The 13,678-nt window shown below is 61.0% G+C and carries 11 protein-coding genes; 4 read left to right on the plus strand and 7 right to left on the minus strand.

The features are described 5' to 3' along the window. The first annotated feature begins 8 nt into the window (after nt 1-8). The 4 genes from mreC to AC3EA7_RS04575 all read left to right on the plus strand — a co-directional run bounded on the left by mreC (nt 9) and on the right by AC3EA7_RS04575 (nt 4,570). Nucleotides 9-899 carry a rod shape-determining protein MreC gene (mreC, locus tag AC3EA7_RS04560; RefSeq protein ID WP_488612851.1) on the plus strand — a complete coding sequence of 297 codons (891 nt, stop codon included), beginning with the start codon at nt 9-11 and terminating at the stop codon, nt 897-899. Next, nucleotides 863-1,402, plus strand: a complete 540-nt coding sequence (locus AC3EA7_RS04565; protein WP_488612852.1) for a hypothetical protein — start codon at nt 863-865, stop codon at nt 1,400-1,402. Before mreC ends, AC3EA7_RS04565 begins: the two co-directional genes overlap by 37 nt. 108 nt (nt 1,403-1,510) lie before the next feature. After that, nucleotides 1,511-4,180, plus strand: a complete 2,670-nt coding sequence (locus tag AC3EA7_RS04570; RefSeq protein WP_488612853.1) for a penicillin-binding transpeptidase domain-containing protein — start codon at nt 1,511-1,513, stop codon at nt 4,178-4,180. Nucleotides 4,181-4,297: 117 nt separating this feature from the next. Continuing rightward, on the plus strand, nt 4,298-4,570 hold the full coding sequence (locus tag AC3EA7_RS04575) for a hypothetical protein (protein WP_488612854.1): 273 nt from the start codon (nt 4,298-4,300) through the stop codon (nt 4,568-4,570). 3 nt (nt 4,571-4,573) lie between these two features. On the opposite strand, the gene AC3EA7_RS04580 is transcribed toward AC3EA7_RS04575, so the two are convergent. From AC3EA7_RS04580 to AC3EA7_RS04610, 7 genes are all read right to left on the minus strand, one after another. Then, entirely contained in the window at nt 4,574-6,592 is a 2,019-nt protein-coding gene (locus AC3EA7_RS04580; protein WP_488612855.1) for a hypothetical protein, read from the minus strand. A 304-nt stretch (nt 6,593-6,896) separates the two neighbouring features. After that, on the minus strand, nt 6,897-7,280 hold the full coding sequence (locus tag AC3EA7_RS04585) for a DUF192 domain-containing protein (protein ID WP_488612856.1): 384 nt from the start codon (nt 7,278-7,280) through the stop codon (nt 6,897-6,899). Further along, nucleotides 7,277-8,212, minus strand: a complete 936-nt coding sequence (locus tag AC3EA7_RS04590) for a type II secretion system F family protein (protein WP_488612857.1) — start codon at nt 8,210-8,212, stop codon at nt 7,277-7,279. The genes AC3EA7_RS04585 and AC3EA7_RS04590 overlap by 4 nt, the downstream gene beginning before the upstream one ends. A 13-nt stretch (nt 8,213-8,225) precedes the next feature. After that, nucleotides 8,226-9,209 (minus strand): type II secretion system F family protein, encoded by a 984-nt coding sequence (locus AC3EA7_RS04595; protein ID WP_488612858.1) that lies wholly within the window; start codon nt 9,207-9,209, stop codon nt 8,226-8,228. A gap of 114 nt (nt 9,210-9,323) precedes the next feature. Then, nucleotides 9,324-10,715, minus strand: coding sequence for a TadA family conjugal transfer-associated ATPase (locus tag AC3EA7_RS04600; protein ID WP_488612859.1), 1,392 nt, complete (start codon nt 10,713-10,715; stop codon nt 9,324-9,326). A 27-nt stretch (nt 10,716-10,742) separates the two neighbouring features. Beyond that, nucleotides 10,743-12,035 carry a CpaE/TadZ family protein gene (locus tag AC3EA7_RS04605; protein ID WP_488612860.1) on the minus strand — a complete coding sequence of 431 codons (1,293 nt, stop codon included), beginning with the start codon at nt 12,033-12,035 and terminating at the stop codon, nt 10,743-10,745. A gap of 125 nt (nt 12,036-12,160) precedes the next feature. Then, entirely contained in the window at nt 12,161-13,174 is a 1,014-nt protein-coding gene (locus AC3EA7_RS04610) for a CpaB family protein (RefSeq protein WP_488612861.1), read from the minus strand. Between the last annotated feature and the right edge of the window lie 504 nt (nt 13,175-13,678).

Genomic DNA, 13,678 nt, shown 5'->3' on the forward strand with positions numbered 1-13,678 from the left:
AGCCGCCCATGCTGCGCGATCGCTCGTATCGCCTGTCCCAACCGGCGCGGCGCTCGCCGTTGCTGGTGATTCTGCTCGTGCTGGCGGCAGCGGCGATCCTGGCCGCCGATCAGGCGGGGTTGCTGGGTCCGCTGCGCACCCACGCGCAAACGTTCATCAGCCCGGTGTTGGGCAGGTTGCAGGGGGTTGGTGATTGGATACGCGCTGCCACCCGGCAACTGAACGATGATCCGGCGTTGCAGGCGGAAAACGAGGCGCTGCGCGCCGAGATCGCCGACCTCAAGGCGCGCCTGATCGAGGCGGAGGCGGTGAAGTTCGAAAATGCCCGGCTGCGCGAGCAGGTGCGCATCGAGCAGGCATATCCCTGGCAGTTGTTGGGGGTGGATGTTCTTGCGCTCACTCCCGACAGCGGGCGCCGCCTGGTGCTGATTGCCGCCGGCGCCGATCAGGGAGTGCAGCCGGGAATGGCAGTGATCGCGCGCGAAGGGAGTAATCCGCCTGCCCTGATCGGCGTCGTCGAAGCGGTTGGACCGCGTACCGCCGCCGTCCTGCTTGTGACAGACTACAGCAGCGCATTGAGCGCCCAGGTGTATCACGAAAACGATGTGGTGCGCGGTGTGGTGCAGGGGCAGTGGCAACGCGGATCGCGCCTGCTGCTGCATTCGGTTGCGCGTGATGCGCCGCTGACCGTTGGCAATACCGTGGTGACAGCCGGCCTCTCGGCAGAATTGTCAATCGATCTGCCGCGCGCGTCCGTGCCGCCAAATGTGCCGGTCGGGATTATCGAAACGTTACAGGATACCGGGCACGATCGAATCGCCAGCGTGCGTCCGTTTGTCGATCCGGATCGGGTGCGCTACGCATGGGTCATTCTCGCCAGCGACGAATCGAAGAAGTGATTGCCTACGAAACGGCGTTGCTCGCGGCTTTGCTGGTCGTGGCGCTGGTGCAGACGGCGTTGCTGCCGCGCCCCTTTGGAATACCGTTCAATCTGATCCTGCTGCTGACGATCGTCCATGGATTGATTGCCGGAACGACTTCTGCTGCGCGCTGGGCGTTCTATGGGGGATTGGCGCTCGACCTGTGCGCCCTGACGCTCCTCGGTCTGCATACGCTGGCGTTGCTTGCAGGTGTCATTGTGGCAACCCAGGCGCTGGTTCGTCTGAGCCGTGATAACTGGTTTGTGCCGGTCGTCGGGGTCGCGCTGGGGAGCGCAGTCTATCATGGGGTGTATGCGCTCCTCTCCACGCTGCTGGTCGCGCCGGTTGATCCTCAGGCGTATGTACTGTACGTGCTCCTGCCTGATACCCTGATGGCGACCATCCCCGCTCTGCCGGTCTATCTGCTCTTTCGCCGGTATGAAGACCGGGTGCGGCGGAGCGTGCCGGTGGATGTGTATTAGAGGCGTGAGGTGCAAGGCGTGAGGCAAGAGGGGTGTACGTAGGGGTGCAGCGCCCCGCGCCCGGCGGCGAGACCGCGCCCCAAGGTACTGCAATACGGGTTATACCCAATGAGAATCAACCGTATTCTCGTTCTCCAGATCACCGTTATTCTGATCTTCGCTATCCTCGTCGGGCGGCTCTATCAGTTGCAACTGGTCGAGGCGCAGGCGGATCAGTTCCGTTATACAACAGCAGTGCGCGTTATACGCTATCTGCCGATGCGCCCGTTGCGCGGCGAGATTTTTGCCGGCGATGGACGAACCGTGCTCGCGCAGACCGTTCCGATCTACACCGTCGCCGTCCGTCCCGCCGATCTGCCTGCCGATCCTGCGTCGCGGGCGCAGGTCTTTGCATACCTCAGTCAGGCAATCGGTATTACCAGCACCCTGATCGTTTCTCCCGCAACCGCACTCGACCGCGACCCGGTGCTGCGCAGCGATCTGATCCGGGGTCTCGGCGCCGATGCCGTCGCTCGCGCACAGCGTGTCGAACCGCCGCTGACGGCATCACTCGCAATCACACCCGATCAACGCGCAGCAATCGATGAACTGGTTACTCGCTATGATCGCCTGATACAGATTGCCACGCCGTCGGCAACGCTCGATACATCTCCTGCATTGGCGTCCTCTCCGCTCACCGTAACGCTGACGATTTCACCGGCATCGGCGCTGCAATTCAATCTGGGGCTGCGCGAAGAACTCATCCGGGTCGTCGGCGAACAGACGATCGCGCCGTTGGAACCGCCGGTCGCGTGGATGCGCGTCGCCGTGTCGCCTCAGATGACGCTGAATGCGTTGCGTCTCTCGACGGCGTATAGCGATGTGACAACTCTGCAAAACCCGGTTGCCTCAATGGTCGAGCGTGCCAATATTCCAGGATATCAGACATTGACCATTCAAGAGGATATTCCTCATGCCATTGCACTGGCGCTGATCGAGAACGCTGCCAGTCTGCCGGGTGTCGTGATCGAACAGGATTACCGCCGACGCTATCCGCTAAGCGCCGAAACGCCGTCGCTGTCGTACATTCTGGGGTATATCGGCCGCGTGAATCAGTGTGAACTGGTGCGCCAGAACCCGGCGCGCTCATGGATGAGCGGATTGCTTGACTCGATTGGCAATTCGATTGAGTGTGGCATCATTCAAAAGCAGATCAATCCCTACGAATTGGGGTTGCCGCGCTATCTGCTCGATGACCGCATCGGCAAGTTCGGCGTCGAAGCCAGTTATGAAGAAGAGTTGCGCGGGCAACTCGGCATGCAGGAAGTGCTGGTGGATGCGCTCGGTCGCCCCGTTCGCCTGCCACAGACAATTAAAGCGCCGCGCAATGGGTATAATCTGGTATTGACGATCAATGCGCAATTGCAGTATCAGACCGAGCGGATCCTGCGCAACTGGATCGATGAAAGCGAGCGTCGTCGCCAGGCAATGCCTGACCGTTTCGCTTATAAGCGCAATTACGACCCGATCCGCAGCGGTGTGGCGATTGTTGTCGAGGTGAAAACCGGACGCATTCTAGCGATGGTCAACTGGCCCGCTTACGACAACAATATCTGGGACCCGGCGCGCAGTGCTGAACTTCAGGAATTGTTCTTCCCCCGCGATCCGGAGAAGCAGAAAGAACTGGCGCGCCTGTCGCTGCAAACGAACCGCGCGATCAGCGGTCAGTATCCGCCCGGTTCGACCCTCAAACCGTTCGATGCCGCCATCGCGCTCCAACAGGGTGTGATCGCCGAGAATACAACGATCCGCGATCCCGGAAGATTGCTGGTGGAAGACCAGTATGTGCCTGGCGTCGTCTACCAGTATGTCAACGCCTCGTCGCGCGACAACGGCAAGATCGATGTGCGTCAGGCGCTGAAGGTGTCGTCGAACATTTTCTTTATGTCGGTGGCGGGCGGCAACCGCGAGAATGTGATCAACCTGAAACCGGAAGATCAGACGATCGAGAAGGGTTTGGGGATTTCCACTCTGGCAGAAGGTCTCGGTTGGTTCGGCTTCGGCGAGCCGACCGGCGTGCGTTTGCGGGGTGAGGAAGCCGGGCGTGTGCCGACTCCGGCCTGGAAGCAGCGTGTGTTGCGTTCGGCGTGGACCACGGGCGACACCTACAATGCCGCCATCGGGCAGGGCAACCTGGAGGTGACCCCGCTGCAACTGGTGATGGCCTCAGCCGCGATTGCCAACGATGGATGGCTTTACCGTCCGCAGATTGTTCGCGCCATTACCGATACAAACGGGAATGTCATCCGTGAGGTTCAGCCTGAACTGATCCGCCGCATCCCGATCGATCCGAAGCATTTCCAGGTCGTGCGTGAAGGGATGCGCCTGTCGGTCACCGAGGGACCGAACATCGCCGCTCGTGATCAGTGTTCCGGTCTCAGTATCGCCGGCAAGACCGGCACTGCCGAATTTGGTCCGCTGATCACCATTCCCGCACCCGATGGCAGAGGAACGCGTGAGGTGCGCCAGAGCCATGCCTGGTTTGTCGGGTTCGCTCCTTACGACGACCCGGAAATCGAGGTGCTGGTGCTGGTCGAGGGCGCCGGTGATATGAATGATGGTTCAGCCACGATCGCGGTGCCGGCGGTGACGCAGATTATGCAGGCGTATTTTGGCGTCACGCCGCCTGATCCCCTGCCGCGCGGCTGCCAGCAGGGTATGCCGCCGCTCCCGCCGCGTTTCGGTGCGCCATCCTCCGAACCCGCTGCTAACCCGCAACCGAATGGTCAAAGGCGATAAGATGACCCTCAGCCGAGGGTAAGGGGCGCTGCACAGGAGTGCGCGCGGCGACACAGATGCTGGCGCGCAGATATGCCGGTTGGTGCAGATGACAGTCATCACTGGGGGATACAAACGATGAATCGCTCGTTTCCACCAAAGCGTCTTATCCTGGCGCTTCTGGTCGCGCTGGCAGTCCTGGTTGCAGCACTGATCTGGACGTTGATGCCCACAGAAGTCCTGGCGCAGGACGTGGTTCCTACACCGGCGCCAACCGTCACGCCATGGGGCGGGCGACGTGGTGTGACCCCTGGCGGCGCTGCGCCGCTGTTTCCTTACTGGCTTGCCGGTATTCCGATCATTGCCGCTGTGATTGCCCTGATCGTCTGGCGCACCCGTCGTCCGCGCTGACATTCAGATGACACTCATCATGCCTCGCTGGCGCTCCTTCCCCGACTGCGTCGCCAGGTGCAGGCGCACCCATTCGATGCGTATCTCGCCGCCATCACCGACTCCCACCGGATCGATCCGCAGACGCGTGATCACTCCGCTCCACCCTGGCGCCTGGCGCAGGTCAATGGTGTAGGTCACGGCTTCAGCAGTCTCTGCCAGTTCCCAGCGCACCGAATGGTCCTCGGTCAACGCACCGTCGGCGCCAGCATAGAAGAGTTGCGCGTCACGGGCGCGTGTGCCATTCGCCATCCGAATCTCGATGGCCGTCACCTGGCGGGCATCGAGCCTTATAAGCGGACTGACCAGCGCCGGATCGATGCCGGGCTGAAAACGCCATCCCCCATCGAGGCGCTCATCGGCGACGTTGAACGCCCGCCAGCCCATCGCATCCCGCTCGAAGGTCCATCCGCCCGCCAGCGCCGTCTCGGTTGCGGCTGGCAGCCGTCGGTATGTGGGAAGCGGTTCAGCGAATGCAAGATCAACGAGCGCTGTGTGGTATGGCGCAAAGCACATATCTATCTGCGATTGTACAATACCGTGACGGTTGAGCACACGCGGCGGCGGATGGAGCGCTTCATCGGCGATCATCACTGCCGCCCCGGCATGTTGTGCAGTCGCAATCCGGCTGCGGATCGTTGCGCAGGCGCCATCCCATAATCCATTGCTGTCGAACAGCGCCTGGTTGAGCGACAGAACGTTCTCGCGGCGCTCATAGTGCGGCAGGTAGAGTTCCTGCAAGCCATCAGGAACGATCAACAGATCGGCTGGTGTGCTGCGCGCCGCCAGTTCACGCGCAATCAGGCGTTGCAGGTCGGTTGCCGGATCGCCGCGCTGGACGATGGCGCCGTAATTGACCCATGCCATCACCCCGACAATTGCCAGGGAAGTCCAGACCGGCGCGCTCCACGGGCGCGCCCGCGCGAGCGCTGTGGCGAACAACAGGCAGGCTGGCGGCAGGCTGGCGATCCAGAACTCAATGTTATCCGGCTCCCACCAGGCGAAAAATGCGCCATATGCCGCAAGCCAGGCAATCAGCGGCGCCAGCGCCACATGAGTTTCCTGTGAGTCGCTCTGCCCGCCGGTCAGGGGTCGGTCATGCCTGCTCCACACCCACGCCACGACTCCGCCGAGCGCAAGATAGAACCAGCCGCCCCCGGGTTGCGCCAGCGTGTCGCTCAGACCGATGCCGAGACCGGTGAAGGTGTCAACGGTCGGCGGACCGCCCCACCATCCGGTGCGCGCATATTCCGTCAACCATGCGAGCATATCCTCGATGGCGCGAAAGTTGCTCACGACCAGCATCACATATAGATAGGGCGTCGCCACGATCAATGCCAATGCCGTTGCGTACCAGGCCCAGCGACCGGCGACTGCGCGTGCATTGCCGGTTTTCCAGCCTGCGCGCAGATCTGCCAGTGCGCTCAGCGCAATTGGCGCACAGAGCAGCACATTCGTCTGATGGAACAACACCGCGCCACCCTGAGCCATTCCCAATGCCAGGCAGCGGCGCGCCGTCCACAGCGTCGGGCGCGTGATCAGCGCCAGGCAGGCGATCAGAAAGAACGTCGCAAGGGTGTAGACCTCGATTTCAATGGCGTAGTACCAGTAGGCATACGTCACACCCGGCAACAGCGCAGCCGGCAGCGCCACATCGGCACGCCCCGTCGCCGCGCGCACCGTCAGGTAGAACAGCGCCACCCCCAGCGCGCCCGCTCCGGCATTCACCAGTTGCATCGGCAACGCCGCGCCGCCACTGTATCCCAGGAAGCGGCTCAATGCCAGCATCAACGAACCGAGGGGACCATACGCCAGGTGGTGCGGATGGAACAACTCCGTCCACGGCTTGCGTTCAACGCTCATGACATACGAGAGCGCATCGAACGTATGTACCCGCGTCAGAGTCGCCAGATAGAGCAACAGCAGCGCAGTGAAGATTGCGGCGGCTATCAGGCGGTTGTTGCGTAGAGGAGCAAAAACCATGCGTGCTCTGCGAATCTAATAACCGAAGGGTCCAGTGTTATTGTAAGCGCCACTACCACTCACAGAGAGGGGATTTTCGCAAGATGTTGCAGAGTGCGGGCAAAAAGCGTCAGAAACGGCCAGTACGGTCAGTACGGCGGAATTCATTCCGCCAGGAAACAGATGTCGGTTCGGTACGGCGGAATTCATTCCGCCGGGAAACAGATGCGGAATTCATTCCGCCGGGAAACAGATGTCGGGCAGGCGAAGGCGCCGCCTTCGCCTACCCATCCACACTTCACGTAGCGATTTTTCGGAAGAGGCGCTAAATATCCGGCGTCACCCGCAACTCATCTCCCATCTCGGTATGGCTGGAGCGGATAGCGCCGACAGGAAGTTCGACGACATAATGCCCGCGCCAGGGCGCCACGCCGGCGAACGGATGCCATGGCGGCAGCGCCTCGCGCACGCCGATCACCCGATGCTGCCGATCCACGAACAGCACATCAATCGGAATACGCATGAAGAACATATGAATGCTCGACTCGGGAACCAGAATCAGACCGTACCCGGCGGGCAGGGACGTGCGTCCCATCAACCCGCGCCCCCGTGCAAGCAACGACCGCGCTACTTCAGCGCGGTCAGCAATCACCGTGCCACGGGTGACATTTTCGATGATCGTTGGAGGCGAAACCAATGATCTGCTCATCCTCCCAATCCACCGAGCGATTTCATAATGCGGGGCACAGCCGGACCAAGAATCACAATGAACAACGCCGGAAAGATCAGGAAGACCATCGGGAAAAGCATCTTGATCGGCGCCTTATGCGCTTCTTCCTCGGCGCGCTGGCGGCGCCGGATGCGCATCTGGTCGGACTGAATGCGCAGAATACGTCCAATCGACACACCGAGCTGTTCCGCCTGGATCACCGCGCCGATAAACGTCTGCACATCATCGACGCCACAGCGATCGATCATCTCCTTCATCGCCTCACGGCGGGGGCGTCCAAGGCGTGTATCAGAGAGCACGCGCTTGAACTCTTTGGAGAGCGGGTCTTCCCATTTTTCGGTCAGGCGCTGCATCGCCTGATCGAACGACAGACCGGCTTCGACGCAGATGCAGAGCAGGTCGAGCGCATCGGGCAACGCCTTGACAATCGCCTTCTTGCGCTTCTTGATCTGCTGCCCAAGCCAGATACCCGGCAGCAGATACCCCATCACCCCGCCGATAGCGGTATACATCAGCGCCTGGGTCAATTCCATCCCCTGGAGGAAGGTAACCGCGCCAACCACAACGAACAGGATAACAGCCAGCGCCAGGCGAATGCCGCTGAACTGCATGGGGGTCAGGTTGCCAGGGTTGCCCGCCTGCGCCAGGCTGATCCGCAGACGCTCAGCACTCTGTTTGGGACCATACTCGCCCAGTTTTGCCAGAATGCTTTTCGCCAGCGGCGCCAGCACACGCTGGCTGAACGGCTGTTGCAGTTCCATTTCTTCGAGCGTCATCGTGCGCTCGGTGAACTGACTGAGCCGGTCGCTGATCGCATCAGGCTGCGATGAACGCCGCATTCCGAGCATAATCAGCCCGACGCCGAGCAGCATGAGCACCCCGAACCCGATCATCGGCAACATGCCTGTCATACGCGCCCCCTTCTCAGACCTCGATATCGACTATCTTCATGATTGCAAAGAAGCCGATTATGATCATCACAATACCGGCGACCGGCAGACAGCACCAGTGTTCTGGCGGCATGCCGAACGAAAACATTGGCGACATGTAGTTCGGATTGATGACGGTGATGAAAATCGCCAGACCGATCGGCAACCCGGTAATCACATACGCCGAAATGCGCCCCTGTGCGGTCAATACCGCAATTTCACCTTTGATGCGAATACGTTCACGGATGGTATGCCCGATCGTATCGAGGATCTGCGCCAGATTACCGCCGGACTCCATCTGGATTTTGACCGCCGTGATCAGCAGGTCGAGGTCTTCCGACGGCACGCGCTTGAGCAAATTGTCAAGCGCATCTTCGGTGCGTAACCCCAAACCGACTTCCTGGACCACGCGCCGATACTCCGAAGCGGTCGGTTCGGGCGCTTCACGGCTGACCAGTTCCATCGACTGGAGCAGACTATACCCCGAACGCAGCGAATTCGCCAGCATATTGATGGTATCGCCGAGTTGGGCGTTGAATTTCGTCACGCGTTGTTTGGCGGCATACCCCACGTAGATGTCCGGGAAGAAGGAAAACAGCACGAAGCCGACAATCCCTGACAGCAGTTGCGCCTCCCAACTGGCGCGCCCGATGAACGCGCCGACGGCGGCGCCGACCACTGCGGCCAGCAGTTTGATCGCATAGAACTCGGTAACCGTCAGTTTCAGATCGGCGCGCGCCAGATTGCGCTGCGTTTCGCTGCCGCGCTTTCCGCGTGCTACGACCTTGTCGATCTCGCGCAACTGATCCTTGGCAGAGCGCTGGAGTTGATCGGTGCGCCGCCCGGCAAACTGGGTCAGCCGCTCCTCATAACTGGCGCTGCCGGCGCTGCGGCGCGCCAGCAGCGCAAAGACTGCCACAATCACGACGAAGATGGCAGCAGGCGCAATGAAACGGGTCATATCCGCAGAGATCGGCATACAGCGGGTTCCTTTCCGGCGCCGTACTGGCAGGGTGCGGTTTGGGGCGTACCGGGAAGCGCGCCCCAAACCGCCTGCCAGAAGTCCGCCGCGTTCATGAGTGGCCAGGCGGCATCAGAAGAGCGAACCACTGCCATAGCCAAAAATATTCGGCGGCAGGTAAATGTTGCGCTCCTCGAAGCGATCAACAAACCGTGGACGGATGCCAGTCGGCTTCAGTTGACCGATGATCTTGCCGCGCTCATCAATCCCTTGCTGCTCGAACACGAAAATATCCGAGAGCACAACGACGTCGCCTTCCATACCCTGCACTTCGGTAATGTAGATGACCTTGCGCGAACCATCTTTCAGGCGCGCCAGTTGAACAATCAGGTTGACGGCCGATGCAATCTGCTCACGGATAGCGCGCACCGGCAGATCCATGCCCGCCATCAGACACATCGTCTCGATACGGGCAATCGCATCACGTGGCGAGTTGGCGTGCAGTGTGGTCATGGAGCCATCGTGACCGGTGTTCATTGCCTGGAGCATTTCCAGCGCCTCGCCGCCGCGACACTCGCCGACCACAATGCGCTCCGGGCGCATTCGCAACGTATTGATCACCAGGTCACGAATGCTGATCTCCCCCTTGCCCTCGACGTTCGGCGGACGCGACTCGAGCGGCACAACGTGCTCCTGGCGCAATTGCAATTCCGCTGCATTTTCGACCGTGATAATGCGCTCGTCGTCGGGAATGAACGACGAGAGCACATTGAGCATCGTCGTCTTTCCCGAACCGGTGCCGCCGGAAACCACAATGTTGAGCGATGCGCGCACGCATGCCGACAAAAACTCCGCCATCTCGCGGGTCAGCGAACCGAAGCGAATCAGGTCTTCGATGGTAATGCCTTCCTTGCGGAACTTACGAATACTGATCGTCGGTCCGCAGAGCGCAATCGGGCGGATCACCGCATTGACGCGGCTGCCATCGGGGAGACGCGCATCGACCATTGGCGACGACTCATCGATACGGCGACCGAGCGGAGCAACAATCCGGTCGATGACCCGCAGGACGTGCTGTTCATCGACGAAGGTCACCTCGCTCAACTGAATCTTGCCACGCTTTTCGACATAGACCTTCCTGGGACCATTGACCATGATCTCGGAAATCTCCGGGTCGTTGAGCAGTTCCTGGAGCGGTCCGAAGCCCAGGATGTCGGCGGCGATCGACTCGAACAGGCGGGCGCGCTCCGACCGCGACAGAACGATATTTTCGCTATCGAGGATCGTATTGAAAATCTCCTCGACCTGCTGCCGCACTCTGGCGACGTTGGAGAGGTCGAGACGTGGATCGAGTTCATTGATCAGGCGCTGCTGAACGCGCTGCCGCAGTTCGATGACACTATTCTCTTCCTCACGGCGCGGGGCGGATGGAATGCCAGGGCGAGCCGCCGCCGGTCCGGCGGCGGGGGTGGGAAGTTGCCCGGTCGCGCCAGAGGTTCCGCCAATGCGTTTCAAGAGCGACATACCGTATGCTCCCTCAAAGGGCGGCGTTTAGCGCCGCGCCAATAATTTGCCGAACAGACCTGATTTCTCCGGCGCTTTTTCGGATTTCTTGCCGGCTGCGGCGGTTTGCGCCGCAAGACCGCTGCTCAAGAGTTTCGCCAGTGCGACGATATCCTTGGATGTGGGAAGATCACGCTTGGCGATGACGAGCGGCACTCCCTGATTGACCGCCAGCGTCATTTCGTGGCCGGCGTTGGCAATCTGCAGAGCGACTTTATGCTGAATATTGGCTTCGACGTTCTCGACGCGCATGCCGAGGCGATTATCGGCTTTGTTGAGCACCAGAACGATTTTTTCCCGCGGGTACTCCAGCAATTCTGCGACTTCGAGGAACAGTTTGATATTCTTGATACAGGGGATTTCGAGGGTCATCAGCACAACGATCCGGTCGGACATGTCGAGCGCGGCGAGCGCGCGATCCTGGAACGATGCCTGAGTATCGACAATGACATAATCGAATTCCTTCTTCATGAACTCCAGGATCGTTCGCAAATGATCCGAGGTGACCAGTTCGCCGGTCTGTGGATTGGGCGGCGCCAGCAGGACTTTCACCTGCGAGGCGTGGGTGGCCATCACATCGTTGAGCAGATCGCGATCCAGTTCGCTGATGCGGTTAACCAGGTCCGCAATGGTTTTGGACGACACCAGGTTCAGGATCGCGCCGACATCGCCAAACGTCAGGTTGCCATCGACGATCGCGACTTTCTTGTTGGTCAGCAGACGCAATGCCACTGCCAGGTTGCAGGCGATCGACGATGTACCCGTGCCGCCTTTCGGACTGAACACGGCAATGATCTGCCCCTGCGCCCCCTCATCGCCGCCCGATCCGTCTGTTCCCGGCGGCGGCGCCGTCACGTAGCGCCGCTGTGTGCTTGCCAGGCGATGGACGTGACGGATGGCGCTGTAGAGTTCTTCGGCGCCAATCGGCTTGGGCAGGAACTCGCGCGCGCCAGCGAGCATAGCCCGGCGCAGGTAATCCTGCTCTCCCTGGACGCTCATCATGATGACCTGCGCTTCGGGCACCTGGCTCAACAGCGCCTCGGTCGCGGCGATCCCGTCCATGTCCGGCATGTTGATGTCCATCAACACCACGTCGGGACGGTGCTGTTTGGCGAGCGCCAGCGCTTCGCGCCCGGTCGATGCTTTGGCGACGACCTCGATATCTTTTTCGAAGAAGAGGAGTTTCTCGAGGTTATCGCGTGTTTCGGCGATATCGTCAACAATCATCACCCGAATTTTTGCCGGACCTGCGGCGTCGGGGGTTCGCGGTCCTCCTGCCATGGCTCCCTCTCAGTCGTATGCGTTGCCGGTCGCGTTATGTTATACATACTTAACTTGGGGGTGGAGCGCACCCCCGGCTGCTTTTTCGTATTATACCGCGTTCTCTGCCATGATGCAGTCATCGGTTATGGCTGCGGGAACGGTGTTGGCGTCGGGCGCGCCGGTCCCGGCGTGATTTCTTCCGGTGCAAGTGCCAGCGGTTGCAGCGGCTCGGGCATCGGCAACCCATAACGGCTGGTCAACAGGCGCAGCGTGACGCCGGTGGTGTTCTCGATTTCTCCATCGTCGCGCCCACGCAGCACCAGCGTGATCTGCGGCTTGGGATCCTGCTGGTCGAGCGTGAATTTGACAATCTCGGCTTCCTGGTCGGTCATCGCCAGCAGCAGTATCCACTGCGCTCCCGGCACGTAGCTGTCGGTCGTCGGGGTGCTTACCGGCGCCGGCGCTGGCGCCGGCTGCCCTGACGCTCCGGCTGGCGTCGGCGTGCCCGCCTCCTGCGGAATGGCAGGTTTTAAGACGCGCAGCACCTGGACATTCTGCACCATGGTCTTCGTTACCCGGTCTACGAGGGTTTCTTCAACCGGCGTGACGACCAGCTGCCCGGTCTCCGGGTCCAGGGTCAGCGTCGGGCGGATGATCAGGCGACGGATTTCGTAGGTCATCACCAGGTCTACCGCATCGCCAGGACGGATCTGGTCGGCGACGCCGGTCAGGTTGCCGACTTCGAGCGGAAATACCTTGTTGGGCGGCGCGTCGAGCGTGTCGGGCGGCGGCACCTGGAACGACAGACCGGCGTCGGTCAGGTCGCGGGCGCGAATGATTTCGGTCGCATTGAGCGCGCGCAGTGTTACCTTCGTCGTCAGTTCGTTGACGCTGATGAAGTACTGATCGGGCGCAGCATTGTACTCCGGCTCGGGAATGTCGCGCAATGTCAGAAGTGTCTCGGTGTCGGTCAGCACGGTGTTTGCCGGAATATCGACACGCGCGGCTACGACTTTGCGTAGTGGTACGGGAGTCGGTTCCTGTGGCAGAGCGGTCGTCTCAGGCGCCGGCGGGGTCTGGAAGAAAAAGAAGAAGAGCAGGGCTGCGGCGGCGGCAATCACAACACCGAGCAACAGAAGGAGACCTCCTCGCCTCATAGGGGCGTGCCTTTCTTTCAGCAAGACGATGCGGCAATAGCCACTTGTAAGCAATTATAGCACACGAGATCAAGCCCTGATTAGTCTCGCAAGGCGTCGATGCCTTGACAGATTGAACGACAATGCTGCGGGCGTTGCCATGCGTTCGCCCCCTCATCCCCCCTGCCCCTCTCCTCTCTGCATTCCCCCTGCCCCCCTGCCCCCCTGCCCTCTGCATGCGGGGGGGTTGGGGGTGTGGTCTCTGCCGCTGCTGTCTCCCCTCATCCCCCCTGCCCCCCCTTCTCCCGCCAGGGGAGAAGGGGGGCAAGGCGGCGCACTCGAATGGGGCGAGACGCCGCCTTGCCCCTGCTGTCTCCTATTCTCCCTGCTTCCTTCTCCCGCAAGGGGAGAAAGGGGAACACTGCTCACCTCCCCCCTGCCCTCTGCATGCGGGGGGGTTGGGGGTGTGGTCTCTGCCGCTGCTGTCTCCCCTCATCCCCCCTGCCCCCCCTTCTCCCGCCAGGG

It is taken from the genome of Roseiflexus sp., assembly GCF_057785375.1.